This is a genomic window from Paracidovorax avenae ATCC 19860, assembly GCF_000176855.2.
In the GTDB taxonomy this organism is placed as follows: domain Bacteria; phylum Pseudomonadota; class Gammaproteobacteria; order Burkholderiales; family Burkholderiaceae_C; genus Paracidovorax; species Paracidovorax avenae.
Genome location: NC_015138.1, coordinates 2,824,438 through 2,850,377, shown reverse-complemented (window position 1 = coordinate 2,850,377; position 25,940 = coordinate 2,824,438). Strand labels below are relative to the sequence as shown.

At 70.9% G+C, this 25,940-nt stretch carries 17 protein-coding genes; 13 read left to right on the top strand and 4 right to left on the bottom strand.

The window, feature by feature from the left end:
- The first annotated feature begins 10 nt into the window (after positions 1-10).
- Positions 11-976, top strand: a complete 966-nt coding sequence (locus tag ACAV_RS12510) for a D-aminoacyl-tRNA deacylase (RefSeq protein ID WP_013594942.1) — start codon at positions 11-13, stop codon at positions 974-976.
- Between the two features lie 18 nt (positions 977-994).
- Here ACAV_RS12510 and ACAV_RS12505 read toward each other — a convergent pair whose 3' ends face one another.
- A complete protein-coding gene (locus tag ACAV_RS12505) occupies positions 995-1,885 on the bottom strand; it encodes a helix-turn-helix domain-containing protein (RefSeq protein ID WP_013594941.1) in 891 nt (296 codons plus the stop codon).
- Positions 1,886-2,170: 285 nt separating this feature from the next.
- Here ACAV_RS12505 and ppa point away from each other — a divergent pair, with 285 nt between their 5' ends.
- The 5 genes from ppa to ACAV_RS12480 all read left to right on the top strand — a co-directional run bounded on the left by ppa (position 2,171) and on the right by ACAV_RS12480 (position 9,915).
- Entirely contained in the window at positions 2,171-2,707 is a 537-nt protein-coding gene (gene ppa / locus ACAV_RS12500; RefSeq protein ID WP_013594940.1) for an inorganic diphosphatase, read from the top strand.
- A gap of 133 nt (positions 2,708-2,840) precedes the next feature.
- A complete protein-coding gene (locus ACAV_RS12495) occupies positions 2,841-4,244 on the top strand; it encodes an HD-GYP domain-containing protein (protein WP_013594939.1) in 1,404 nt (467 codons plus the stop codon).
- Between the two features lie 187 nt (positions 4,245-4,431).
- Positions 4,432-5,292, top strand: coding sequence for a translesion DNA synthesis-associated protein ImuA (gene imuA / locus ACAV_RS12490; protein WP_013594938.1), 861 nt, complete (start codon positions 4,432-4,434; stop codon positions 5,290-5,292).
- A complete protein-coding gene (locus ACAV_RS12485) occupies positions 5,258-6,688 on the top strand; it encodes a DNA polymerase Y subunit UmuC family protein (RefSeq protein WP_041828761.1) in 1,431 nt (476 codons plus the stop codon). The genes imuA and ACAV_RS12485 overlap by 35 nt, the downstream gene beginning before the upstream one ends.
- Entirely contained in the window at positions 6,685-9,915 is a 3,231-nt protein-coding gene (locus ACAV_RS12480; RefSeq protein ID WP_013594936.1) for an error-prone DNA polymerase, read from the top strand. Before ACAV_RS12485 ends, ACAV_RS12480 begins: the two co-directional genes overlap by 4 nt.
- Before the next feature lie 56 nt (positions 9,916-9,971).
- Here ACAV_RS12480 and ACAV_RS12475 read toward each other — a convergent pair whose 3' ends face one another.
- Positions 9,972-12,272 carry an AsmA family protein gene (locus ACAV_RS12475; RefSeq protein ID WP_013594935.1) on the bottom strand — a complete coding sequence of 767 codons (2,301 nt, stop codon included), beginning with the start codon at positions 12,270-12,272 and terminating at the stop codon, positions 9,972-9,974.
- Positions 12,273-12,427: 155 nt separating this feature from the next.
- Between ACAV_RS12475 and ACAV_RS12470 the strand changes: the two genes are divergently transcribed.
- Positions 12,428-13,348, top strand: a complete 921-nt coding sequence (locus tag ACAV_RS12470; protein WP_041829196.1) for a pseudouridine synthase — start codon at positions 12,428-12,430, stop codon at positions 13,346-13,348.
- A 21-nt stretch (positions 13,349-13,369) separates the two neighbouring features.
- Here the strand turns inward: ACAV_RS12470 and ACAV_RS12465 are convergent, their stop codons facing one another.
- Positions 13,370-14,431: a DMT family transporter gene (locus ACAV_RS12465; RefSeq protein ID WP_013594933.1), complete on the bottom strand. Its 1,062-nt coding sequence runs from the start codon at positions 14,429-14,431 to the stop codon at positions 13,370-13,372.
- Positions 14,432-14,456: 25 nt separating this feature from the next.
- A complete protein-coding gene (locus ACAV_RS12460; RefSeq protein WP_013594932.1) occupies positions 14,457-15,200 on the bottom strand; it encodes an aldolase in 744 nt (247 codons plus the stop codon).
- A 300-nt stretch (positions 15,201-15,500) separates the two neighbouring features.
- Between ACAV_RS12460 and wecB the strand changes: the two genes are divergently transcribed.
- From wecB to ACAV_RS12430, 6 genes are read left to right on the top strand one after another with little or no spacing between them, the layout of a single operon-like run.
- On the top strand, positions 15,501-16,634 hold the full coding sequence (gene wecB, locus ACAV_RS12455) for a non-hydrolyzing UDP-N-acetylglucosamine 2-epimerase (protein ID WP_013594931.1): 1,134 nt from the start codon (positions 15,501-15,503) through the stop codon (positions 16,632-16,634).
- A 55-nt stretch (positions 16,635-16,689) separates the two neighbouring features.
- On the top strand, positions 16,690-18,897 hold the full coding sequence (locus tag ACAV_RS12450; protein WP_013594930.1) for a hypothetical protein: 2,208 nt from the start codon (positions 16,690-16,692) through the stop codon (positions 18,895-18,897).
- Positions 18,898-18,925: 28 nt separating this feature from the next.
- On the top strand, positions 18,926-20,623 hold the full coding sequence (locus ACAV_RS12445; protein WP_013594929.1) for a glycosyl transferase family protein: 1,698 nt from the start codon (positions 18,926-18,928) through the stop codon (positions 20,621-20,623).
- The gene (locus ACAV_RS12440) at positions 20,620-23,805 is read left to right on the top strand and encodes an NfrA family protein (RefSeq protein WP_013594928.1); all 3,186 of its coding nucleotides are present in this window, start codon (positions 20,620-20,622) and stop codon (positions 23,803-23,805) included. Before ACAV_RS12445 ends, ACAV_RS12440 begins: the two co-directional genes overlap by 4 nt.
- Positions 23,806-23,815: 10 nt before the next feature.
- Positions 23,816-24,826, top strand: coding sequence for an alginate O-acetyltransferase AlgX-related protein (locus ACAV_RS12435; RefSeq protein WP_013594927.1), 1,011 nt, complete (start codon positions 23,816-23,818; stop codon positions 24,824-24,826).
- A 3-nt stretch (positions 24,827-24,829) separates the two neighbouring features.
- Entirely contained in the window at positions 24,830-25,939 is a 1,110-nt protein-coding gene (locus tag ACAV_RS12430) for an alginate O-acetyltransferase AlgX-related protein (RefSeq protein ID WP_013594926.1), read from the top strand.
- Position 25,940: the final 1 nt, after the last annotated feature.

The following is a 25,940-nucleotide window of genomic DNA, read 5'->3' as shown; positions in this document are numbered from 1 at the left end:
AGGCGAACGCATGAGACACCTCGTGTTGGCTTTCTGCACCGATCCCCTCAAGGATCCTGTCGCGTCGCATGTCCTCGAACGCCTGCTGTCGTCCGGCATTCCCTGGCAGGACGCCGGGGCAGGGCACGTCGATGGGCATCCCGTGCTGTCCGCGGTCATCGGCGAGACACGGTGCCACCTGCTGCAGCTCGAAGACGTGCTGAGCCACGACTACCTGCGGTACGCGCCCCTCGTCAATGAACGTTTCGGCGATGCGGACGCGGTGGTCGTCGTCAACTGGCACGAAGGACGGAACGCGCCCGACCGCATCTTCACCGTGCAGACGACCGGGGACATGGACAGCGGTTGCTTCAGCCCGGTCGATCCCGCCCTCACGCGGGCCCTGTTCCTGTGCGTGGAGGCGGAGCGGCAGCGCGCCGGGCTGGACGCCTATGCCACCTGGATGGAGGCCACCCACTGGTCCGGGCCGCTCTACCGGGGCCAGCCGGGCAGGCTGCTGTCCGAGTTGAGGCCCTCGGTCATCGACCTGGAGATCGGCAGCACCCCGGACGCATGGTCCGATCCTGCCGCGGCCGACGTGCTCGCGCGCGCCCTGGTGGCGCTTTGCGCATCCGGGTGGGGAGAGGCCGCGGTGTCGCTGCTGTGCGTCGGGGGCGTGCATTTCGAGCCGGGATTCACCCAGCCGCTGCGCGAACTCGGGGCCGCCGAAGGCCTGGCGCTGTCCCACGTACTTCCCAACCACTGGCTGGTGGCGCATGGCTATGACGCGGAGGGCCGCCTGCCGGACATGCTGGCCTGCGCCCGCTCGATCGCCGGAGGAGTCGATGCGGTCGTCTTCCACGACAACCTCAAGGCCGGCTTCAAGGCGCAGGTGCGCGCACTCGCTTCCGAACTCGGCGTGCCGGCCCTGTCGCACCGCAAGCTCAGGGCCCCGGGCGTCGCCGAGGCGATCCGGGCCGCCCGGACGGCGGCATAGTGTTGCTGGGCCTGATCGTCAACGCCGCCGGACTGCGCTGGGTGGGTAGCCATAGCAGCGCCGGAAGGCGGCGGTGAAATGGCTTTGCTGGCTGTAGCCGCACTCGAAGGCCACTGCCGCGATCTTCTGCGTGGTGTGCTGCAGCATGTCGTGGGCGCGCGCCATGCGCAGTTCGGTAAGGAAGGCGTGCGGCGATTGTCCGAAGGTGCTCTTGAACTTGCGCAGGAAGTGGTAGCGGCTCAGGTTGACCAGCCCGGCCAGGTCGTCGAGCTGCACCGATGCGCCGAGGTTCGCGTCCAGGTAGTCCCGCAGCAGGCGGGCATGGCGTGCCGAGAACCTGCCGCGGGTCTCCGTCTTCTCCAGGCCGGGCACGGTGTAGTCGCGGATGGCGTGGAGGATGATCCAGCTCGTGAGCCCTTCGATGCCCGTTGCCAGCCCGGTGTCGTTCCAGTCGGTCAGAGCGATGCTGCGGGCCGCCGAGCCGATCACGGGCGAGGCCTCCTGGAAGACCTCGCGGAACTGGCAGGCCTCGGGCGGTTGCCGCAGCGACTGCTGCATCGCGGGGCTGAACTTTTCCGGGTCGAAATAGATATGCAGGAAATTGAGCCGCCCCGTGATCCGCCACCGCGATTCACCGCCGCCTTTGGGGAAAAGGCAGGTGGCATTTTCGAAGCCGCTGCGCACGATCTGCTGCTGGCGCATCTGGCTGCAGTTTTCCCCGCCGGAGAGGTAAATGCTGAGGACGTTCTCTGAAGCGCTCTTGTAGTCGGTCAGGGTGTTGTGGCAACTCCATTCGGACAGCACGATGCCCGAGGGAAGGGCGACGGAGCGGATGATTTCGGCACCTGCCGATTTCAGCGCGCCGGGGACGTCCTCCGGGTCCGTGAGTTTCAAGGTCGAATCAAACATGAAAATAATCTTTTGACGCAGAAATAATTTTTTATACAGCGCCTCCCGGGCCGAATTTCCATGGCCATGGGGATTATCCCGGAGGCCGCGCCAGCATAAGCGGGTTTCTCCCGGGCATTGAAACTGCCCGTTTCACGCCGCCCGTCGCGGGGCCGTGGCGTGCTGTCCGCGGCCGGCCGCCAGGGAAGCCGCATGCGACTCGCCCTAGAATGCGCCACCTGCGGCCGCCCTGCGCGGCCGGCAAGTCGGCAGCGCATCCATCGCATTCCCACCACCATCCCAACCATGTCCCTCAACAACGTCACCCCTGGCAAGAAGCTTCCCGAAACCTTCAACGTGGTCATCGAGATTCCCGCGGAATCCGACCCGATCAAGTACGAAGTGGACAAGGAATCCGGCGCGGTCTTCGTGGACCGCTTCCTGACCACGGCCATGTACTACCCCTGCAACTACGGCTATGTGCCCCAGACGCTGTCCGGCGACGGCGATCCGGTGGACGTGCTGGTGATCACGCCGTATCCGCTGCACCCCGGCGTGGTCGTGCCCTGCCGCGCGCTCGGCATCCTGAAGATGGAAGACGAAGCCGGCGTGGACGGCAAGGTGCTGGCCGTGCCCACCACCAAGATCCTCAAGATGTACGAAGGCTGGAAGACGGTGGACGACGTGAATCCCGTGCGCCTGAAGGCCATCAGCCACTTCTTCGAGCACTACAAGGACCTGGAAGAGGGCAAGTGGGTGAAGGTGCTGGGCTGGGAAGGCGTCGAAGCCGCCCACAAGGAAATCACCGACGGCGTCGCCAGCTACCAGAAGAGCCAGGGCTGATGCACCGGGGCGGAGGATGAACCCGCCCCCTGCCGGCGCCCCGCCGGCACTCCAGGAAAAGCCTGCCGGCTGTGCGCCCGCAGGCTTTTTTTGCGCCCGGGCAGCCACTGCGGGGCCGTATATTCAGGCAGGCATGAACAACGACAACGATCACGACCGACGCGGTCCCGGCGCGCCCGCCGGGATGTCGGCTGCCGCGGCGCAACAGGCCCTGGCCGCCGCGCAGGAACTGGCCCGGGACGGCACCCACTATCTGCGCAGCGTGACCGACATGGCCGAGCGCAGCCCCGTGGTCACCCGGGATGCGATCTACACCGACAGCGGCATCAAGCTTGTGGAAAAGGGCACGCGCATCGACAGCCGCCTGTACGACCGGCTGGTGCGCCACACGCTGCGCGATCCGATCGACGGCCTGCTGGGCACCGAGCGCACCGTGGACGCGGCCGCCATCGAGGCGGCGGTGCTGCAGCAGTGCGGGAGCGGCCCCGATGGAGGCTGCAGGCTGGTGGAACTGCTGTCGCGGGCGCATGGCGGGCCGGAGCCGTTGCTCGCGCCGCTGCGCGGCATGCTGCTGCCCGGGCCCATGGCCTTCCGGCTGACGGTGATGCGCGAGCAGCGACCGGAATTGTTCGTGCACAGCGTGCGCATGATGCTGCTGGCGATCCATCTTGCTTTGGGCAGCGGATGGGCCGCGCGCGAAACGGCCCTGCTGGCGGAGGCCGCGCTGCTGCACGACATCGGGGTGATGCACATGGACCCGATGTGGAACGACCCCGACCACAAGGTCTCCGGGCCGGACCGCAAGCACCTCGTGGCCCATCCGATCACCGCCATGCTGCTGCTGCGTGCCCAGGGTGCCTACCCGGCGTCGATGGAGGCGGCCGTCCTGGAACACCACGAACGCATGGACGGCACGGGCTATCCGCGCGGGCTGCGCGGGCCGGACATCTCGCCGATGGGGCGGATCCTGATGCTGTCGGAGGTGGCGGCTGCCTTCTTCGAAAAATACAGCGCGCTGGCGGCCCAGCGCCTGTCGCTGAGCCTGCGACTCAACCACCGGAAATTTCCCGCGGAGCTGTCCGCGCTGCTGCTGCCGCTGCTCGCGGATGGCGGTGGCTCCGCGGTCGCCCTGTCGCCGCCCCCGGAAGAGGCCGGCCGGATGCTGGACACGCTGGGCGGAGCATTCGACCACTGGGCCCGGCTGCGCCCGCAATTGCCGCCCTCCGTGCTGGACCGTGGCAGCCGGCATCCTGCGGCCTTCGTCGAGCAGCGCCTGCAGGCGCTGCAGCAATCGCTGGTGGAGGCCGGCGGCCACCCGGGCCAGGAAGGCGAGATCCAGGAGCACCTGCAGGGCGATCCCCAGGGACTGGCGGAGCTGGCACTGGTGCGCGGCGAGGCGCTCTGGCAGTTGGGCAGCATCGTGCATGCCACGCAGAGGCGCTGGCCTGAGCTGGGCGGGCAAGCCCCTGCCGATCCGGCGGACGCGGCGGTCGCGCAGTGGTGCGCACACTGCGCGCTGCTGCTGTCCACCGCCTGACAACGGCCCGATCCTGAAGACGCGTTCTGCCTGCGGCGGTTTTTCGGGGCATGCGTGAACGCAGGGCATTCGGGGGCATGCAGGGACGGCACACGCGGCCTGTCGTGCTGCGACATGGAAAGGGCGATGGCCCTGCTGGCACTTTTGAACGAATACTGTATATTTGAACAGTATTCAACAAGACGCCATGGCAGCATCCGTCCCCCTCTCCCAGCCGGTTTCGCCGGCCCTCTCCCGCCCGGGGGCGGGCTCGGCGTGGGTGGACGTGCCGGGCGTGTGGCGGGGCGACTCGCTGCGTCCTGTCGGTGAAGCTCTCGGCGCACGCGTGCAGCCTTCGGGCCACCCGGCGCTCGATGCGCAGCTGCCCGGGGGCGGCTGGCCGCGGGGCGCGATGTCGGAAGTGCTGCTGGCGGGGCAGGGCCGGCCCGAATGGCCGCTGCTGCTGCCGGCGCTGGCCGGTGCGGTGGCGCGGCCCGGGCAGGTGGTGCTGGTGGCCCCTCCGTTCGACCCTTTCGTGCCCGTGCTGCATGCGGCAGGCCTGCCGGCAGGGCGCCTGTGCTGGGTGGCACCGCCCGCGGATGGCCGCGATGCCGCTGCCGCCTGGGCCTGCGAGCAGGCGCTGCGCTGCCGGGATGTGCTGGCCGTGCTGGCCTGGCTGCCGGCCGCCCATACCGACATGCTGAGGCGCCTGCAACTGGCGGCGGCGCAGCGCGGCCCGCTGCTGTGGGTCTTCCGTCCCGAGTCCCGGCGGCTGCAGGCATCGCCCGCTCCGCTGCGGCTGTGGGTTCGGCCGGGGGAGGAGGAGGGCGCCTTGCAGGTGCACGTGCTCAAGCGCCGCGGCGCACCGCTGCTGTCGCCGATGGCCGTGCCCGCGCATGGCTCCGCCCTGGCCATGGCCCTGGCGGCTACGAGCGGGGCGAAACAGCGGCATCTGGCCGCCTGGCGGGAGGGGATGGCGGCGCGCACCGCGCCATTGCACCTGCGGGTACGGGGCGAGCGACCGGAGGCCGGCCATGCACTGGATCGCACTGCCGTCCCTGCTGGCTGAGCTGCCACCGGGCATGCCCGCAGCGGCAGCCGGATGGTGGGCGCTGCGCTTCACGCCGCGCGTGGCGCTGCTGGACGAGGCCGTGCTGCTGGAGGTGTCCTGCACCGAGCGGCTCTGGGGCGGGCGTGCCCACCTTCTGGGCCTGCTGAGGCAGGGACAGGGGGGCTCTCCACCATCGGCTGCGCGCGGTGCACCGGCCGGCGGCGGCCCTGGCCCTGGCCCTGGCCCTGGCGAAGAGCCCTCTTGTCCGGATGAGGTTCCCATGGCCCAGGCCCCCACGGCCCTGCAGGCCCTGGCCCTGCTGCGGCTGCAGGCAGAAGGCCTGCCGCTGCCGCGCCGCCTGCCGCACGGCCTGCCGCTCGCCACGCTCACCGCCCTGCGGCCGCATACCGCCAGTCTGGAGCGCATGGGGTGCCGCACCTGGGGCGCCGTGCGTGCGCTGCCGCGCGATGGGGCGGCCCGGCGGTTCGGCGCCGAGCCGCTGCGGGCCCTGGACCAGGCCTGGGGCGACGTGCCCCATCCCCTGCCGTGGCTGGAACTGCCGGAGCACTTCGAGCTGCCGGCCGAGCTGCCCGCGCCGGCCACATCGGCCGAACAGCTGCTGTGGACCGCGAACCGCCTGCTGGGTGCGCTGCGCGACTGGTTGCAGGCGCGCCACCGGGGCGTACTCGCGCTGGAGCTGTCGTGGCGCCACGACCTGCGCCGACTCGACGGAAAGGTGCTTCCACCGGGCGACTATCTGGCCGTGCGCACGGCCGAGGCGACGCAGGATCTCGCACACCTGCGCCGTCTGCTGGCCGAACACCTGGCGCGCCGGCCCCTGGCGGCGCCGGTGAACCGACTCGTTCTGCGCGCGGCCGATACGGCGGCCTTGCCACAGGCCAGCGAGAGCCTGCTGCCGCCGGGCCCCGAAGAAGGCGGGGAGGGCGAGGGTTGGCACCAGTGGGTGGAACGGATGTCTGCCCGCTGGGGAGCCGGGCAGGTGCGCGTGCCCGTGCTGCAGGCCGACCACCGGCCCGAGCGCATGCAACGGTGGGAGGCCGCCGCGCAGCACCTGCCGGGGCAGGCCGTGGACCGCCGCCGGGGTGCGCCCCCCGCCGCCGCGCCGGGCGAGGCCGCGGGCACGTCCGCCGACGCCGTTTTCTGGCCGGGCTGGCTGGTGCATCCACCCCGGCCCCTGGCCCTGCAGGGCGACCGTCCCTGCCTGCAGGGGCCGCTGCGCCTGCTGGCCGGACCGCACCGGTTCGAAGGCGGCTGGTGGGAGGGCTGCACGGAGCGGCGGGATTATTTCGTGGCATCGAACGCTGCCGTCGGCACGGTCTGGATCTACCGGCAGTGGCAGGGGGGCGGCGCGAGCGGGTACCTGCAATGGTTCTGGCACGGGGTGTATGCATGAGCGCGAAGCCGCTTCCAGCACCTGAGGAGGGCGGCGGCGCGGCATCCGGCCTGCCCGGCTATGCCGAACTGCACTGCCTCAGCAATTTCAGCTTCCAGCGGGGGGCCTCGCACCCCTTCGAACTGGTGCAGCGCGCGGCCGAACTCGGCTATGCGGCGCTGGCTTTGACGGACGAATGCTCCGTGGCCGGCGTGGTGCGCGCGCACACCGCGGCACGCCAGTGCGGCCTGAAGCTCATCGTGGGCAGCGAGTTCGCCTGCGGCGACGTGCGGCTCGTGGCCCTGGCGCGCAACGAGACCGGCTGGGGCAACCTGTGCGAATTCATCAGCGATGCGCGGCGCATCGCTCCCAAGGGTGAATACCGTGTCCATGCGGGCAGCGACTTTGCCCGCCTGCAGGGCTGCGAGGTGCTGGTCGCCCCGCGGCGGGACCGGCTGTCCGCGCTGGATCCGGGCGGCATCGAGGCGACGGTGGCGCAGGCATGCGCGCCGCTGCGCGCGCAGGGCATCCACCCCTGGTTGGCCGTGGAACTGCACACGGCGCCGGACGATGCCGCCTGGCTCGAGGCTCTGGAGCATGCCGGCCGGGCGCTGGACCTGCCCCTGGTGGCGGCCGGCGATGTCCACATGCACGTCCTGCAGCGCAAGCCGCTGCAGGACGTGGTCACCGCCGTGCGGCTGGGACGCCCGGTGTCCGAATGCGGCTTCGCGCTGCAGGCCCACGGCGAGCGCCGGCTGCGGCCGCGCATGCGCCTGGCAGGCTTCTACCCGCCCGCGCTGCTCGCGGCGACCCTGGAGGTGGCGGCGCGCTGCACCTTCAGCCTCGACGAGATCCGCTACCGCTATCCGCGCGAGACCGTGCCCGAAGGCATGACACCGGGCGAGGCATTGGCGGCCTACACGGAAGCCGGTGCGCGGGAGCGCTACCCGCAGGGAGTGCCCCCGGAGGTGCGCGAGCAGATCGCGAAAGAGCTGGAGCTCATCGCCCATTGCCGCTACGAGATGTACTTCCTCACGGTGCACGACATCGTGCGGGAAGCGCGCCGGCGGGGCATCCTCTGCCAGGGGCGCGGATCTGCGGCCAATTCGGCGGTGTGCTACTGCCTCGGCATCACGGCGGTCGATCCCACCAAGACCCGGCTGCTCTTCGAGCGCTTCATCAGCAAGGAGCGCGACGAGCCGCCCGACATCGACGTGGACTTCGAGCACGACCGGCGCGAGGAGGTCATCCAGTACATCTACGGCAAGTACGGCCGCGAACGGGCGGCCATCGCGGCCGTGGTCATCACCTACCGCACGCGCAGCGCGTTGCGCGACGTGGGCAAGGCCCTGGGCGTGGCGCCGGCCGTGGTCGATGCCTTCGCCAAGGACCACCACTGGTTCGACGAGGACATCGCCGCCGGGCGCCTGCAGGAACTCGCCGCCGGCCTGGGCGCGCCGATCGGGGCGCACACGGCTGCGCTGTGGCTGGAACTGGCCCAGGAACTGCGCGGATTCCCGCGCCACCTGAGCCAGCACGTGGGCGGCTTCGTGCTCACCGAAGGCAAGCTCACGCGCCTCGTTCCGGTGGAGCCCGCGAGCATGGACGGACGCTCCATCATCCAGTGGGACAAGGACGACCTGGACGACATGCACCTCATGAAGGTGGACGTGCTGGCCCTGGGCATGCTGAGCGCGCTGCGCCGCGCGCTCGGCCTGCGCGCCGCGCTGCGCGGCCAGGCCTGGGAACTGGCGGACATCCCGCGCGAGGATCCCGCCACCTACGACATGATCTGCGCCGCCGACACCGTGGGCGTCTTCCAGATCGAGAGCCGCGCGCAGATGAGCATGTTGCCGCGCCTCAAACCCCGTGAGCTGTACGACCTCGTGGTGGAGGTGGCCATCGTGCGGCCCGGGCCGATCCAGGGGGGCATGGTGCATCCGTACCTGCAGGCGCGGGAGCGGCGGGCCCGCAAGGAAGCGCTGGAGCTGGAGCACGAGGACCTGCGGCCGGCGCTCGAGCGCACGCTGGGCGTGCCCATCTTCCAGGAGCAGGTCATGCAGATCGCGATGATCGCGGCGGATTTCACGCCCGGCATGGCCGACGACCTGCGCCGCTCCATGGCTGCCTGGAAGCGGCGCGGCGGCGTGCACCGCTTCGAGCAGGTGCTGATGGAAGGAATGCGCAAGAACGAATATTCCCCGGAGTTCGCCCAGCGCATCTACCAGCAGATGCTGGGCTTCGGCGAATACGGCTTTCCCGAAAGCCATGCCTACAGCTTCGCGTTGCTGGCCTATGCGAGCAGCTGGTTCAAGCGGCACGAACCCGCCTGTTTCCTGGTGGCCCTGCTCAATTCGCAGCCCATGGGTTTCTACACACCCTCGCAGCTCGTGCAGGATGCCCGCCGCCACGGGTTGCGCGTGCTGCCGGCCGATGCCGCGCACAGCGACTGGGACAGCACCCTCGAAGGGCCCGCCGCGCCGCTGCCCGGCCTGCAGCAGGCGCAGCCCGCGGTGCGGCTGGGCCTGCGCCTGGTGGCCGGGTACGGGCCCGAGGCGGCCGCCCGGCTCATGCGCGCGCGGGACGCAGGCCCGTTCGCCGACGTGCAGGACCTGGCCCTGCGCGCGCGGCAGGACCGGCAGGACCTGCAGGCGCTGGCGGCGGCCGATGCGCTGCGCTCCCTGGCGGGGCACCGGCGCCAGCAGATGTGGGATGCGGCCGCGCAGCGGCGCGCGCCGGCACTGCTGCAGGAGGCCCCGGTGCATGAAGCCCCGCTGGCCCTGCCCGAGGCGCCCGAGGGCGAGGAGATCGTCTTCGACTATGCCGCGACCGGCCTCACGCTGCGCCGACACCCCATGGCGCTGCTGCGCGAACGCATGGCCTGCTGGCGCATCCAGGCCGCGCAGGCGCTGCAGGCCGTGCCGCACGGGCGGCGCGTGCGCGCCTGCGGCATCGTCACCGTGCGCCAGCGGCCGGGATCGGCCAAGGGCACGATGTTCGTCACGCTGGAGGACGAGACCGGCACGGTGAACGTCATCGTCTGGCCGGCGCTGGTCGAGACCTGGCGCAACCCGCTGCTGCGATCGCGCCTGCTGGCCGTGGAGGGCCTCTGGCAGTGCCACCGCCCCGATGGCGCCGAACCGGGCGCCGCCGTGGTGCGCCACCTGGTGCTGCAGCGCTGCAAGGACCTGACCCCGCTGCTCGGCCGGCTCGCCCCCGCGCTGGAGGGCAGCCGGGATTTCCACTGACCCGGCCCGCCGCGTCCCCTTGCTTTCACGTCCCGGCGAGCCGGGCGGGAGCGTGCTCAGCGCGCTGCCGACGCCGCAGTCCGGGCGGGGGCCGAAGCCGCGGGCTTGGGCGCTGCCCCGGCCTTGCCGGCCTGCACGTTGCGGTCGGCATGGGCCAGCAGGGTGGCGCAGTTCTCGTCGTCCTCCGCGGCCGGCACGGTGACCGGCACCAGGGCCAGCGCCACCGGGGCCACGGCTGCTGCGGCGATGGCGGCGCCCGCGCGCAGCAGCAGCGGGCCGGCTTCCACGCCGACCTTCGGGTCCGCGAAGGGGCCGCGCACGTAGAGCGGCGTGCGCAGCGAGAAGAACTTCCACTTCAGCGACTCGGGCTTGATGTAGATGTCCATGTACTCGCGGCCCAGGTCGAGCGTGCCCATGGCTTCGACCACGGCCTCTTCGGTGTTGAGCTTGACCGAGCGGGTCTGCGCGATGCCATCCTTGATGCCGAAATCCGCCACGGCGCAGCGCAGCTGCACTTCCTTGTTCTCGCCGAAGAGCTTGGCCACCACGACACTGCCGACGTTGAGCGCCGCCAGGTCGAGCATCTGCTTGCTGAAGCGGCCATCGCGGATATAGACGCGCGCCTCGCCATTGCTGGTGCCCAGCATTTTCGCGATCGAGTTGCCCGTGCCATTCACCGCCATGGCACCGTCGAGCCGGCCGAAGCTTTTTTCCATCAGCTCGACCTTGGGGAAAAGGGCCGACAGGCGCAGCCCGTCCACGCTGCCGCGCAGCTGGGCCTTGAGCGGGCCGTCGCGGCCGTCGAGCACCACGCTGGAATCGATCTTGCCCTGCGCCACGCCGAAGCGCAGGGGCGAGAGCGTGAGCTGCGCGTTGTCCATGCGGGCATGCACGTCCAGGTTCTCGATGGGCAGGCTTTCGTCGCGCACGATGCGCTCGCCCTTGAACGTGAGGTCCAGGTCCATGGCGTTCCACCGGTCGGTGGCGAAGGAGGCGTCGGGCAGCACCTTGCCGGCGCGCTTCGACGTGCCTTTCTCCTGTGGCCGCTCGCCGGACGGCGCGCCGACCACGGGCCCCAGGTCGGCCAGGCGCAGCTGCCGCGACGCCATCTCGCCCTTGAGGCGCGGGCGCGGCTGGCCGGAGGTGTAGGTGAGCTGGCCCCGCAGGTCGCTCTGGCCCACCATGCCGGTGAAGTCCCGGTAATCCCACACCGCGCGGCCCGGCTCCAGACTGCCGACCAGGTGGCCTTTGGTGCGGAAGGGCGGCGTGTTCGGCAGCACGAGGCCGGTGAGCGGATACAGGTCGGCCATGCTCTCGGCCTGCAGCAGCACCTGCAGGTCCATGCCCGCGAGCGCCAGCGGATTGGCCAGCGTGCCCTCCACCTCGGCCCGCACCGTGCCGGCCCGTGCCTTGAACTGCAGGGGGTACTGCACGTCCTGCTGCCGCAGCGACAGCACGTTGCCCGCCTGGCCGCTGCCTTCGATGCGCGCCTTGGCATAGCGCCCGCGCACGTCGAAGCGCACGCCGTAGGGGCCGGGCTGGCTTTGGGTCGCCAGGTGCGCGACGAAGGCCAGGTCCTTCCGGGCATCCGACAGCGCCAGCCGGCCATCGTTGACCACCAGCCGGGCCACGTTCACCGTCCAGGGGTTGGGGCTGGCGCTGCCGTCGGGAGCGGGGCGGTCGAACGTCCAGTTGTTGCTGCCGTCGGCACGCCGCGCGAGTGCCACGTCGGGCGTCTGGATCGACAGGGTGCCGATGGACACGTGCCGCACCAGCAGGGGCAGCAGCTTGAGAGAGGCCGTGGCTCGGCCCACCGTGGCCATGGAGGGCGGCACGGGCCCGGACCCGGAAGCCCCGGCAGCCCCGGCGGCCTCGGGAGCGCTGGCTGCCGAGGCCGGCGCCGATGCGGGCGAGGCCGGCACTCCGGAGGCCGGAGCGGTCGCGGAAGCCGCAGAAGCGCGGCGTTCCACCACCCGGGCGTCGGCATTGCCCGCATCCATGCCTACTGCGCCGTAGCGCCCGAAGTCCGCACGGTTGCCCAGCACCATGCGCTCCGCCTGCACAGTCAGGCCGGGCACCCAGCGCCGCCAGCCGGTCTCCATGTCCGCCGGCTGCGGCCAGTGCCAGCGGGCCGTGAGGTCGCCCTCGATCGCGAAATGCCGCCCGGTCGCCGCGCTCACGCGCTCGTTGATCCAGGGGCGGGCGCGGTTCCAGTCGAAGGTGAGCAGGACCACGAGGGCGATCAGCGCCAGGGCGACCAGGGTGGCCAGCAGGCCCAGCAGCCAGTTCAGGGCGCGCCCGCGCTGCCGGCGTGCCGCGCGGAAACGGTGGGAGGGGAGCGGGATGGAAGGGCGCATGGGATGGAGGCGGAGCGTGGATCGGGACGGCGAAAGCCTGCGTCCGATCCTAGTGTGCGCCGGGCCGCGCCGGCGACGGCAGGCATCCCATGTGCCACGCGCCCCTGTCCTACACGGCGATGGCGCAAGGCGGTGCCTGCCTAGAATGCGCGCCCATGCACAACTCCCACGATCCACGCGTTCTGCCGGTGCGAGACGGCGTCGGCCCCAGTTGCGTGGTCACGCCCAGCCAGGGCGGCGGCCTGCTGATCGACTTCCTGGCCGAACGCCTGCCCGTGGTCGACCGGACGGAATGGCTGCAGCGCATGGAGCGCGGCGAGGTCATGGACGAGCATGCGTGCCCGGTCACCCACGGCCGCCCGTTCGTTCCGGGCCTGCGTATCTATTACTACCGGGAGCTGGCGAGCGAGGCGGTCATCCCGTTCGAGGAAACGGTGCTCTACCAGGACGAGCACCTGGTGGTGGCCGACAAGCCGCACTTCCTGCCCGTGGTGCCCACCGGGCGCTACCTGCAGCACACGCTGCTGGTGCGGCTCAAGCGCCGCCTGGGCCTGGACGGTCTCTCGCCCGTGCACCGGATCGACCGCGATACGGCGGGCCTGGTGCTTTTCTCGGTGCAGCGCGCCACGCGGGGCCGCTACCAGGCGCTGTTCCGCGACCGGGCGGTGGACAAGACCTACGAGGCCGTCGCACCCTGGCGGGTGGACGTGGCGTTCCCCCGGGAGCGGTCCAGCCGGATCGAGGAAAGCCCGCAGTTCTTCCGCATGCACGAGGTACCAGGAGAGGCCAACAGCCTCACACGCATGGAGGTGCTGGACGTGGACGGCGCATGGGCCCGCTACCGCCTGTCCCCGGTGACGGGGCGGCGCCACCAGCTGCGGGTCCACATGGCGGCCCTGGGCCTGCCGCTGCGGGGCGACGCCTTCTATCCGGAGGTGAACGATCCGCCGGAGGGCGATTTCTCGCGGCCGTTGCAGTTGCTGGCGCGGGCGATCGCCTTCACCGATCCAGTCACGGGCCGGGAGCGCCGGTTCGAGAGCGGCCGGCAGCTGGACTGGCCGGTTCGCTGCGAATGAAAAAGGGCCACCGCGGCGTGTTCAATGCACGTGGCGATGGTGGATGTCCGGGTAGTGGGGATGCCGGTGCGTCATCGCCTCGTGGCGATGGGCATGGACATGGGGCTCGGTCCCGTCCCATTCCGGACCGTGGTCGTGCCGGTGGTGCTCATCGTGCACGTGCCTGTGCGCATGCTCCAGGAGCTCGTGCGTGTGCTCATGCTCGTGCCGTTCGCCGAGGTGCAGCCACACGCCGGCAGCCATGAGCAGGGCCGCGGGCCAGAAGAGCGCAGGAGGGACTTCCGGCCACACGGCCAGCGACAGCAGCACTCCGAAGAAGGGCCCGGTCGAGAAATAGGCGCCTGTCCGCGCGGTGCCGAGGGTCCTCAGGGCGACCACGAACAGGGTGAGGCTGAGTCCGTAGCCGAGCAGGCCGACGGCCAGGCAGGCGGACACGGACGCCCACGACGGCCATTGCGCTCCCAGGGACAGTGCCAGAGCCGTATTGCAGGCGCCGGCGAACAGGCCCTTGGAGCAGGCGATCGCCATGGCATCGCCCGAGGACACCTGGCGGGTCAGGTTGTTATCCACGCCCCAACACAGGCATGCGGCCACGATGAGAAGGGCATGGAACAACGACGAGGAGCTTCCCGGTGCCCAGGACAGCAGCACGCCGCCCAGCACCATCGCGGCCATTCCCAGCACGACGCGGTGCTCGGCGTTCTCCCGGAAGACGATCCATGCCAGCAGGGCGGTGAACACCCCTTCGAGGTTGAGCAGGAGCGATGCCGCAGCGCCCGAGGTGCCGGCCAGTCCTCCCATGAGCAAGGCGGGGCCCAGCATCCCGCCGAAGACAACGGCCCCGGCCAGCCAGGGCAGATCCCCGCGGGAGATTCCCGCCGTATCGCCCGAAGCAGGGCGGGCCTGCCTGCCCATGGTCCGCCGCGCCAGCAACAGCGCACCCAGCCCGAGCCCGCTGCCGAGGTAGAGCAGTCCGGCCAGGAGCAGGGGCGGCACATCGCCGGCCAGCAGCTTCGCGAAAGGGGTGCTGGCTCCGAACAGCACGGCGGCGGCCAGGGCGGGCGAGGCGGCGCGCAGGGACATGGCTGGGGTTCCGGATCGCGGTGTCTCAGGACTTCGGCAGCGCAGCCGCGGGCAGCGTCCGCCGCAGGGCCTCGAAGAAAAGCTCCGACTGCAGCCGCTCGCCCAGCGCCTGCCGCGCCACCTCGGCCGCCAGCGACGGCGCGACCGGGCGCAGCGGGCTGCCCGTGGAGCGGGCGAGCACCTCGGCCTGGCAGGCGCGCTCCAGGTAGTAGAGGTCGTCGTAGGCATGGTCGATGCGTGCGCCACACACCACCACGCCGTGGTTGCCGAGGAAGCCGACGTCGCAGCCGCCCATGGCCGCCGCGATGCGCCGGCCCTCGGACGCATCCAGGGCCAGCCCGTTGTAGTGCCGGTCGATTGCCACGCGGCCGTGGAAGCGCATCGCGTTCTGCGACAGCGTGGTGTCCAGGCCGCCGCACTCGGTCAGCGCCAGGGCCGTTGCGAAGGGCATGTGCGTGTGCAGCACGCAGGCATGCCGGCCCAGCTGGTGCAGGGCAGCGTGGATGAACATCGCCGTCGGCTCGACCGCGTGCCTTCCGGCGAGTACTGCACCCTGGGTGTCCACGAGCACGATGTCGTCCTCGAACACCTCGCTCCACATCAGGCCCCGGGGGTTGAGCAGGAAGCGGCCGGAGCCGTCAGGCAGTTCCACGCTGAAATGGTTGCAGACGCCTTCGCCGAGGCCATGGCGGGCCGCGGCGCGCAGGGCCAGCGCGAGATCCTGGCGGAGCCGGAGCACGCCGGGAGAGTGGAAATCGGATGCGGTCATGGAAGTCATGGGCGGCGGCATGGGCGCCGGGTGGAACCGGCAGCCAATTTAACCGTGTTGCCGCGGAATGGCGCACAGTCGCGTCCGGCCAACAATTTTGACTATCGGAAGCATTAAATCTATTGAGAATCCGTTTGGCCTGCGGAGACATTTGCTAACATCGCCGCATCGAGGGTCAGACGACGCAGATCGGTCCCGCCCGGGGCGCACAACGCGCCTTGCCTCCAGTTTCCTGCCTGTGCGGGCGCCGCCGCGAAAGCCGCGGAACGGCCCGTACCGGCATTTCTGCTGACACCTCGAATGCACGTCCTGTCGATTTTCGGTACCCGGCCCGAGGCCATCAAGATGGCGCCCCTGGTGGCTGCGCTGCGCCAGGAGGCGCGGCTGCAGAACACCGTGTGCGTCACGGGGCAGCACCGGGAAATGCTGGCCCAGGTCATGTCGCTGTTCGGGCTGCAGGCAGACCATGACCTCGACGTGATGCGCCCGGACCAGAGCCTCAACGGTCTGTTCGCCCGGCTCGTGGGCAGCGTGGACGACGTGCTCGCCTCGGTGCGTCCCGATTGCGTGCTGGTCCATGGCGATACCACCACCGCGGCAGCCTGCGCCATGGCAGCCTTCCACCGCCGCATACCGATCGGCCATGTGGAAGCCGGGCTGCGCAGCGGCGACCTGCAGTCGCCTTTCCCCGAAGAGATGAACCGGCGCGTGGTGGATTCCATGTCCACCTGGCTGTTCGCTCCGACGCCTGCCGCCCGCGATGCGCTGTTGCGCGAACAGGCGCCGGGCCGGGCATGGGTCACCGGCAACACGGTGATCGACGCGCTGGCCGCCACCGTCGCGCGCTTCGATGCCGACCCCGCCATCGACGCGGCCATGGCCGGCCGCTACGGATGGCTCGACCCGGGCCGCAGGCTGGTGCTGGTCACCGGCCACCGCCGGGAGAACTTCGGCAGCGGATTCCGCAGCATCTGCTCCGCGCTGGCGGAACTCGCGGGCCGCAGCGACGTGCAGATCGTCTATCCCGTGCACCTGAACCCGAACGTCCGCGACGTGGTGACGGAGACGCTCTCGGGACTGTCCTCCGTGCACCTCATCCCGCCGCTCGACTACCTGGATTTCGTCTGGTTCATGCGCCGCGCCCACCTGATCCTGACCGATTCGGGCGGCGTGCAGGAAGAGGCGCCTTACCTGGGCAAGCCCGTGCTGGTGATGCGCGACGTCACCGAGCGCCCCGAGGCCGTGGCCGCCGGCACGGTGCGCCTGGTGGGCACCTCGCGCGAGCGCATCCTGCAGGAAGCCAGCCGGCTGCTGGACGACGCCGCGTTCCACGCGGAATTCGGCTGGCGCGGCAATCCCTACGGCGACGGGCAGGCATGCCGCCGCATCGTCGATGCGCTGTGCGGGCGCCCGTTCGACGAGTTCGCGCCCTGAGCTGGCCCCCGGCCCCTTCCTTTCCCACTTTCCCGTGTCATTCCGGAGCATTTCCATGGTCCCCAGCCCCCTGCGCCTGCCGCGCGCTTCCAGACTGATCTGCATGATGGGTCTGAGTGTCCCGCTCCTCGCGATGGCGAGCCCCGCGGGCGATGCGCTGCAGCGCCTGCAGGGCGATACCTGGGTCACGCGCAGCTTCGCGCTGTCCGACCTGGGCTTCACCGATGCGGTGCTGCTCAACGGCTTCGATGCGAAGCAGGAATTTTTCCTGCCCGTGCCGCGCACGCTCCCCCTCGCGGAAGCGAGCATCGATTTCAACGGCCGCTACTACAAGGCGGAAGAGGGCCGCACGTCGATGCTGCTGTCCGTCAACGGCCGGCCGGTGTTCTCGCGGCGCATCGAATCGCCCGAGGGCGACGCCAGCCAGGTGCTCAAGGTGGACACCAGCGTGCGCACCAACGGGTTTCTGCGCCTGGGGGTGAACTGGCTCAACAACGTGGCGCACCGCATCTGCGAGGTGGAGCGGGCCACGGGCAACGTGCTGTCGGTCGCGGCCGAGACGCGATTCAACTACCGCTTCAGCAGCGGGGCGCTCACCAGCCTGGCCGATGCCTGGGTGACGCTGCCCGCACGGCCCACGCTGCTGGTGGCCTCGCGCAACCTCTCCAAGGCATCCTACGACACCGCATGGCGCATCGGTGCGGCACTGGAGCAGGCCAATCGCCGCGTGGTGGTGAAGGCCTTCCCCGTGCCGGGCGACACGGTGGACACCACCGGCTGGCAGGTGCCTTCCGGACTGGCCTCCCTGCCCGCGTTCGCAGGACTGGCCACCGGCAATGCCCGCTACGTACTCAAGGACGATGCGGAGATCGGTGCCCTGGTCGTGCTCGGCGCTGTGTCCGCCACCGGCGACATCGCGGTGGCCGATGGCGCACTGCAGCAGCAGATCGGCAAGGCGCTGGACGCGCTGGGCACGCAGCTGGCGGGCGACGCCGACGGCGCGCGCGCCTTCACCGCCTGGCGCAACCTGCAAACCGTGGCGGCCCCCGGCGGGCTGGCTTCCCACCAGATCCGGCTGGCGACGCTGGGCGCGCGCCCGGTGATCGCAGTGGCAGAGGATGCAGGCGCGCAGGCGGCCGGCGTTTTCGCGGAGGTGTGGCGCAACATCCTGGTGACGCGCCAGGCCACGGTGGCCCGTGCTGACGCTCCCGACGCGGAGGACCGCACGGTCATTCGCCTCGCGGGCTTCGGCAGCGACGCCAGCTTCGACGTCGTGTCCCGTGGCGACTGGACGGCCTCGCTGCCGCTCGCGGCGGTCGCCGTGAACGGACGCATGCCGTCCGACCTGGTGATCGATATCGCCGCGGCGCCCGGGGCCTCGTCCACGCGGCCGGTGGCCTCGGTGTTCTGGAACAACGTGCTGCTCTCGGCCAAGCGCCTGGAGGCCGACGGCCGGCCCGAGCGGCTCGATGCGCGCGTGCCGGGCTATGCCCTGGGCCTGAGCAACGTGGTGCGCGTGTCCGTGCAGCGCCAGCCGTATTCCAACGATTGCAACGAGACCCCGCAGGGTTTCCCGGTCAACGTGCTGCCCACGAGCTACGTGCGTGCCGGCGACTCCGAGCCCGACGGCACCTTCGTCGGCCTGCTGCCCCTGATGTCGGGCACGCCGGTGGTCGCCGTGCCGGCCTCGTACCTGGCGGACGCTCCGCAGTCCCTGGCGCGCCTCATCCGCATCGCCGTCGCGGCGGGTGTGACGCCGTTGCGCGCGGAGTTCGCGGTGGTGGAGCAGGGCAAGCCCTTCGCGCCCGGCCGGCCCTTCCTCGCGCTGCAGGTGCCGGTGCAGGGAACGGAGCCCAAAGTGCAGATCCAGGACGCGCACCTGCGCATCAACGGGCGCAACGCACCCTGGCTGGACGTGGACGGACTGGCCCGCCTCTCCGCGGTGGAGGTCAGCCGCTCGAACGGGCAGCATGGCCTGGTCTGGCAGCCGCTGGGCGAGCAGACGGCGGCGGTGCAAAAGGCCTTCGTGCTCAATCGCGGCGATATCGCGCTCATCGGTGCGGACGGCCCGGTGAGCTGGGTGGACAGCAGCAACCCGTCGGCCAGCCTGCCGCCGGGCGCGGGGGAGAGCGCCTTCTACGAATGGCGCCGCTACCTGTCGTGGGGCGTGCCGCTGCTGAGCATCCTGCTGCTGGTGGTGCTGCTGGTGCTCGTGGCCGCCTACCGTGCACGCCGCCGCGCGGAGCAGCGCAGGTCGTCCTAAGGCCGCCTGCTGAACGGACCGAGCCGGCATGTCGCTGTACTGGCCTTATTTCTTCGCGGATTACTACCGCTGCCTGGAGATCCTCACGGCGGTGGTGAGCGTGGTCATCCTGCTGTCGAGCATCGATGACCTGTTCATCGACGTGTGGTACTGGACGCGGCAGGCCTACCGCAGCGTGATGGTGCGGCGCCGGTACAAGCGCCTCACCGCGCAGGAGCTGCGCGACCGGCCCGAGCAGCCGATGGCCATCATGGTGCCCGCCTGGCTGGAGTACGACGTGATCGCGCCCATGCTGAGCAACATGGTGTCCACGCTGGAATACAAGGACTACACGATCTTCGTCGGCACCTACCGCAACGATGCCCGCACCATCGCGGAGGTGGAACGCATGCGCCGCCGCTACCGCCAGCTGGTGCGCGTGGAGGTGCCGCACGACGGGCCGACCTGCAAGGCCGACTGCCTCAACTGGATCGTGCAGGCGCTCTTCCGCCATGAAAAGCACATGCCCGCACCTTTCGCGGGCGTCGTGCTGCACGACAGCGAAGACGTGCTCCACCCCTTGGAGCTCAAGTACTACAACTACCTGCTGCCGCGCATGGATTTCATCCAGCTGCCGGTCACCTCGCTGGAGCGCAGCTGGTTCGAAATCGTCGCCGGCACCTACATGGACGAATTCGCGGAGTGGCACAGCAAGGACCTCGTGGTGCGCGAGAGCATGTCGAGCATGGTGCCGTCCGCCGGGGTGGGCACGTGCTTCTCGCACCGGGCGCTGCACGAGCTGTCGCGCACCATGGACAACCAGCCTTTCAACGTGGACAGCCTGACCGAGGACTACGACATCGGCACGCGCCTGAGCCGCATGGGGATGAAGCAGATCTTCGGCAAGTTCAACGTGGATTACGTCACGCGCCGCGTGGGCTGGTTCGGCCTGGGGCGCGAGAAGACCGGCACGATCCAGATGCCCCTGGGCGTGCGCGAATTCTTCCCCGACACCTTCCGCACGGCCTACCGGCAGAAGGCGCGCTGGACGCTGGGCATCGGCCTGCAGGGCTGGGAACAGGTGGGCTGGAGCGGATCGCTGGCGACCAAATACCTGCTCTTCCGCGACCGCAAGGGGCTGGTCACGTCCTTCATGGCCATGCTCGGCTACCTGCTGATGTTCAACTTCCTGCTGTTCTTCATCGCCGACGCGCTGGGCTGGTGGACGGTCTATTACCCCTCGGTGTTCTCGCCCGGCGGATGGCTCATGACGGTGATGGGCCTCAACGCCTTCGCCCTGATGCTCCGGGTGGTGCAGCGCGCCTATTTCGTGACCAGCATGTACGGCTGGGAGCACGGGCTGCTGTCGGTGCCGCGCATGATCGTGGGCAACTGCATCAACGCCATGGCGGCGGCGCGGGCCTGGAAGCTCTTCCTGTCCAACAAGCTGTTCGGCACCCGGCTGGTCTGGGACAAGACCATGCACGATTTCCCCTCGGCGGACCAGCTGGTGCAGCGCCGCCGGCGCCTGGGCGAAGTGCTGCTGTCCTGGCGCGCGATCGACGAGGCGCACCTCGACCAGGCACTGCAATTGCAAAGCGCCTCCGGCCGGCCGCTGGGCACCATCCTGCTGGAGAACGGCTGGCTCGACGAGGGCACGCTGGAAGAGGCGATTTCCTTCCAGCGCGAAGAGTCGGCCCATGCCGCAGAGTTTTCCCACGCTTCCCCGCAGGCCCGAACCGCATGAACCGACTGAGCCACCGCACGATCCTGGCGGTTTCCCTGGCCGCCCTGTGGCCCGTCGCGCCCGCCATGGCCACGGCCGGCCTGCAGCATGCCGCGAAGGTGGACGAAAGCCAGGACGATCCGCCGCTGCGGCTTGCCATGAGCTACAGCCTCAGCCTGCCGCGCCCGTCCCATCTGCCCGACCTGCCGACGGAGCCGGTGGTCCACGCGGCCCACACGCTGCTGGATCCGCGCGACGCCATGGCGCGGCGCATGCTGATGGAACTGGCGCTGCACGGCGATCCGGGCGCCGGACGCGGGCCGGCGGACCGGGAGGCGGACGCCGAGGCTCCGCGCCCCGGCAAGGCCGACATCGTCGTGGACATGCCGCCGCCGCTGCCGTGGTGGCCGGCCCGCCTCTATGCCGTGTCGAACCGGCCGCCGCCGGTTTTCCTGCCTGCTGCACCGCAGGATTCCACCCAGCAAGCGCCGGGGAGGGCAGAGCGCCCGTCCTCGGTGCGCGCCGGTGCAGGTTCCCCGGCGGAGCCGCGTCCCGCGCTGCGCAAGCGCAAGTCCGCGCGGGGTCCGGTGCTGCGCGGCCGGGCCTGGCGCCTGGCCAACGAAGGCTACCGGGCCTATGCACGCGGCCGCTACGAGCGCGCCCTGCAGCGCGCCGATGCGGCGCTGCAGTTGCGCCCGGACGTCGCGCGGCTGCAGTTGCTGCGCGTTTATGCACTGCAGAAGCTGGGCCGCAACGAGGATGCGCTGCGCGCCGCGGAGCAGGCGGTGGCCCGCGGGGCGTCCAGCCCCGAGCTGGAAGCGGCCGTGGCCAACCTGCGGCCCCAGCCCGCGGCGCAGGGGGTAGCCACAACGGAAGCGTACCGGCGCGGTTTTCCGGTCGCCACGCAGGCTTACGAACAATACAACCGGGGCGACTACGCCCAGGCTGCGCGCACCGCCGAGGCCGCCGTGCGGCTGGACCCGAGCCAGGGGCCCTGGGTGCTGCTCTGGCTGGATGCACTGCAGGACGGGCAGCGCTACGAGGACGCCATCCGCGCCGGGGCCGAAGCCATGGCGCTGGGCGCGCCGAACCGGGGCGACATCGAGGCCCGCGTGCGGCTCGCGCGTCAGGCCATCGCCAACCAGCACGCGCAGAAGGCCTACGACGCCATCGCCCGGAACAAGCCGCTCGAGGGCGTGGCAGATGCCCGGGAGGCCGTCCGGCTGGCCCCGGACGTGCCCAGCCACCAGATGCTGCTCATCGGCATCCTGCAGAGCACCCAGGACATCGCAGGGGCGGAGCAGGCCGCCACCGCGGCGCTGCAGGTGGACGAGGAGAACACCGCCGTGCAGCTGCTGCGGGCCTACCTGCGCCAGCAACTGGGGCGCTCCGATGCCGCCCAGGAAGACATCCAGGCGGTGCTCGGGCACGACTGGATCGACGATGCGCAGCGCCGCGATACGCGGCTGATCGGTGCGGACCTCGCCCTGGCTGCGGGGCGGCCCGCGCAGGCGCTCGCGCTACTGGATCCGCTGCCCGCGGACGATGCGCAGGCAGCCGCCCGGCGCTCACGTGCCGCGGAGGCCACGCGCTGGGGCCGGTCGGCCGTGCCGGGCGACGTCACGGCCTATGCGCCGCTGCAGATGTGCCGCGAAACGCCTTACGGCACCACCTGCGAACTGCAGCCCTGGGACGCGCCGGGCACCGACAATCCCGCCGCGCGCGCCTATGCGGCCTACGGGCAGAAACGCTATGCGGACGCCATCGTGCTCGCGCGCAAGGCCGTGGCGGAACAGCCGGCCAACGCGGCCAACCAGAACCTGCTGACCATCGCGCTGGCCGCGGGCGACCGCGCAGAGCGCCAGGAGGCGCTGCAGCGCCTGGATGCCGCCCTGCAGTCCACCCCTGCGGACGCCACGCTGCTGCGGCAGCGCGCGTACCTGTACCTCGCCGAAGACCGGCCGCAGCTGGCGCTGCAGGATTTCGTGGCCGCGCGCAGCACCGGCGAGGCCCCGGCCACCAACGTGCTGGACGAGGCCTACGCCACCGCTGCCACCGGCAACCGGCCCGCGGCCGCCGCCATGCTGCGGCAGGCCATCGACGACGCGGATGCCGGCAAGCTGCCGCTGGATGCCCAGCAGCGGTTCGACACCCGCAGCGCCGTAGGCAATTTCTCGCGCGAATGGGGCGTGAACGCTTCGGTGGGCTACCGCGGCGCCCGTTCGGCATCCAATGCCCTGGTCGGGCAGCCGGTGTCGGTGCCCGGCGATTCGGTCTTCTCCACCACCGAGGTGTACTGGAGGCCGCCGCAGTTCCTCAATTCGAGCAACACCACCTTCGACGTCTATGGCCGGGTGTCGAATACGCTGCGCAGCGGCACGGACGTGACCGGGGCCCAGGTGGTAAGCAATCCCTGCGGTGGCACGATCGATGTCGCCGAGACCCGCTCGCGCGGCGTGTCGGGCCTGCCGTCCACCACGGGGGCGATCGGCGCGCGGCTGACTCCTTCGGCCTCCACCAACCTCACCTTCGGTATCGAGCGGCAGTTCCTGCTGGGCCGTGCGTCACGCAGCGGAGCGCTCAACCCCGCGGCGGACGACGTGCGCTGCCAGCTGAACAACCAGGCCAGCGCCGTCAACTACGAGTCAGGCCGGGGCTCCGGCGGCTGGCAGGCCTACATGCTCTACGGCTTCTACGACGGCACGGGCCTGCGCCTGGATGCGAGCGACTGGTTCACGATGGAAGGCTACCTGCAGGCCGGCTACACCCTGCTGGACACGCCCGTGCGCTACGCCGTGCGCAACACCTCGGGCGATGTCCTGGCCGCCGGCGAAGGCCGCCTCAAGCGGGGGCAGGGCTTCGTCGCCGGGGAGGTGCGCGCCGGCCGCAGCTTCCTCACGCCCTACAGCGACCGCCTGGTCATCTTCCCGCACCTCAGCGTGGCCGCGGACTGGTATTCCAACCGCAACCGTGCCTCCGGTGTTCCGGTGGCGGGCTTCGGCTCCTTCGACCTGGCGGGCAACGGCCGCTCCTGGTCGGTGTCGGCCGGCCCCGGCGTGAATTTCCGCTACTGGCTCGCGGGCGACCGCTATACCGCCCAGCGCTCCCACATCGACTGGAGCCTGCAGTACCGCGCCAACCTCGGCGGCGGCGACGCGAGCCGCGCGCGCGGCGTGTTCATGAACCTGTCCTATTCCTACTGAGACCTTCTCCATGACGACGATCCCGTCCGCTTTCCCGGTGCGTGCCATGGGCCGATCCCTGCGCCGGCGCTCCCTGCTGGCCTGGCCGCTGGCGCTCGCGCTGCCCGTCGCAGCCCAGCAGCAGACGGCGACGCTGGCCGTGACGGGCAAGGACAACTACCTTTTCGCAGGCTGGGGCAATGCCGCCACGCCGGACTGGGCCGGCATCGATGCCACGGTCGCGCGGGTGGCCGACGTGCGGCGCAGGCTGGCGGCGAAAGGCATCCTGCTGGTTGCGCCCGTGCTTCCCGACAAGATGGTGATCTACGAGGACAAGCTGCCCGACGGCATGGCCCTCGTGCCCGAAATGCGCACCCGCTATGCGCGCATCGTCGAGAAAATGCGCGCCGCGGACATCCCCACTTTCGACGATGAAACACCCCTGCGCGCGCTGCGCGCGGCGGGCCAGCCCGTCTATTACCGTACCGACCAGCACTGGGCCCAGCCCGCGGCGGACGCCACGGCCCAGGCCACCGCCGACCTGATCCGCAGCCTGGTGCCGAAGCTGGCCGGCGATCCGGGCACGGGCTTGCCGCTGGGCAGCCTGTCCAACGAACGCCGCTACGGCGACCTGGCGGACCGCTTCCTCTCGCCGGAGCAGCGCAAGGCCGTCGGGCGGGAGACCTTCACCGTGCGCCGCGCGGTGGAAGCCGACAGCCTGCTGGCCGACATTCCGGCGCCGGTGCATGTGACGGGCAACAGCATGGTGCAGCCGTACTTCGGCTTCGCCCAGAAGCTCTCGAACCTGCTCGACCGGCGCGTCTCGGTGAACTGGAAGCCGGGCGACGTGGGGTTCTGGTCCGTCCTGATGGAATACCTGGAATCGGAAGGCTTCCGCAAGCAGCCGCCGCAGGTGCTCGTCTGGCAGCTGTTCGAGCCCAACTTCCACCTGGGGCCGGATGCCCGCGGGCTCTGGGACGGCCCGGCGCTCATCAGCGACGCGGACTGGAACCGCAGGCTCCAGGCCGCGCTGGGCGGCTGAGCCATGGATGGACCCAAGACGCCGCCGGGCGGCGACCGCTGGGCCGGCCACCGGTGGTTCGCCATCGCGGTGGCCCTGGTGCTGGCCGCGGGCTGCGCCTGGAGCGCGGCGCGCCTGGCCCGGATGCAGATCGATCCTTCCGAATGGCAGCCGGACCACTGGGTGGACGGCCGGGCCGGCAACCAGCTCAACCGGGCGCTGGGCACGCTGCCGGGGCAGGGCCGCATCGACCTGTGGAGCGCGGCACTGCGCTACCGGCTCCTGGGCGACCTGGGGCCGCAGGTGCGGGAAGGCTGCCCGGGCTGGCTGTTCTACCGCGACGGCCTGCAGCCGCAGCCCGGCCAGGGCGATGCCTTCTCGCAGCGCCTGAAGCTCATGCGCCACTGGACGGGGCGGCTCGGCCAGGCAGGCATCCGCACCGTGGTCGCTGTCGTGCCCGACAAGTCGCGCATCGAATCCGCGCACCTGTGCGGCCTGGAGGTGTCCCGGCCCCTGCAGGCCCGGCTGGACGCCTGGCAGCAGGCGCTGGCCGCCGGCGGCGTTCCCTACGCAGACCTGCGCCCGGCGCTGTCCAGCCTGCCCCAGGCCTTCTACCGCACCGATGTGCACATGGCGCCCCCGGGCGCGGAAGCCGCGGCGGCCCGCGCGGCCGAGGTGGCGCTGCCGCTCCTGGGAGGGCCGGGCGGCCAGGTGTTCGAGGCGCAGCGGGGCACGGCGCCGGAGCCGCGCATGGGCGACCTCATCGTGCTGGCCGGCCTGGAGCATGCGCCGGACGGCTGGCGCCCGCCTGTGGAGCGTGTCGTTCCCGAGCACGTGCGGCCCGTGCACGCGGGCGGCTTGCTGGACGAAGGCCCGCAGGCCGAGGTGCTGCTGCTGGGCGACTCCAACGGCCTGCGCAGCGACTTCGCGGAACGCCTGGGCCGCCGGCTGGGGCGGGAGGTGTGGAACCAGAGCCAGGACGGCGGCTATTTCGCGGGCGCGATGCTCTCGGCGCTGGCCCGGCAGGAGCGCTGGCCCGCCAGCGTCCGGCTGGTGGTCTGGCAGTTCTCCGAGCTCTCGCTCTCGCTGCCACTGAGCGCCGAGGAGCGTCGCGCGCTGGCGGCGCTGCCCTGAC

Coding starts and splice junctions, on each gene's coding strand:
- ACAV_RS12510 (WP_013594942.1), top strand. CDS start 11: ATGAGACACCTCGTGTTGGCTTTCTGCACCGATCCCCTCAAGGATCCT.
- ACAV_RS12505 (WP_013594941.1), bottom strand. CDS start 1,885: ATGTTTGATTCGACCTTGAAACTCACGGACCCGGAGGACGTCCCCGGC.
- ppa (WP_013594940.1), top strand. CDS start 2,171: ATGTCCCTCAACAACGTCACCCCTGGCAAGAAGCTTCCCGAAACCTTC.
- ACAV_RS12495 (WP_013594939.1), top strand. CDS start 2,841: ATGAACAACGACAACGATCACGACCGACGCGGTCCCGGCGCGCCCGCC.
- imuA (WP_013594938.1), top strand. CDS start 4,432: ATGGCAGCATCCGTCCCCCTCTCCCAGCCGGTTTCGCCGGCCCTCTCC.
- ACAV_RS12485 (WP_041828761.1), top strand. CDS start 5,258: ATGCACTGGATCGCACTGCCGTCCCTGCTGGCTGAGCTGCCACCGGGC.
- ACAV_RS12480 (WP_013594936.1), top strand. CDS start 6,685: ATGAGCGCGAAGCCGCTTCCAGCACCTGAGGAGGGCGGCGGCGCGGCA.
- ACAV_RS12475 (WP_013594935.1), bottom strand. CDS start 12,272: ATGCGCCCTTCCATCCCGCTCCCCTCCCACCGTTTCCGCGCGGCACGC.
- ACAV_RS12470 (WP_041829196.1), top strand. CDS start 12,428: ATGCACAACTCCCACGATCCACGCGTTCTGCCGGTGCGAGACGGCGTC.
- ACAV_RS12465 (WP_013594933.1), bottom strand. CDS start 14,431: ATGTCCCTGCGCGCCGCCTCGCCCGCCCTGGCCGCCGCCGTGCTGTTC.
- ACAV_RS12460 (WP_013594932.1), bottom strand. CDS start 15,200: ATGACCGCATCCGATTTCCACTCTCCCGGCGTGCTCCGGCTCCGCCAG.
- wecB (WP_013594931.1), top strand. CDS start 15,501: ATGCACGTCCTGTCGATTTTCGGTACCCGGCCCGAGGCCATCAAGATG.
- ACAV_RS12450 (WP_013594930.1), top strand. CDS start 16,690: ATGGTCCCCAGCCCCCTGCGCCTGCCGCGCGCTTCCAGACTGATCTGC.
- ACAV_RS12445 (WP_013594929.1), top strand. CDS start 18,926: ATGTCGCTGTACTGGCCTTATTTCTTCGCGGATTACTACCGCTGCCTG.
- ACAV_RS12440 (WP_013594928.1), top strand. CDS start 20,620: ATGAACCGACTGAGCCACCGCACGATCCTGGCGGTTTCCCTGGCCGCC.
- ACAV_RS12435 (WP_013594927.1), top strand. CDS start 23,816: ATGACGACGATCCCGTCCGCTTTCCCGGTGCGTGCCATGGGCCGATCC.
- ACAV_RS12430 (WP_013594926.1), top strand. CDS start 24,830: ATGGATGGACCCAAGACGCCGCCGGGCGGCGACCGCTGGGCCGGCCAC.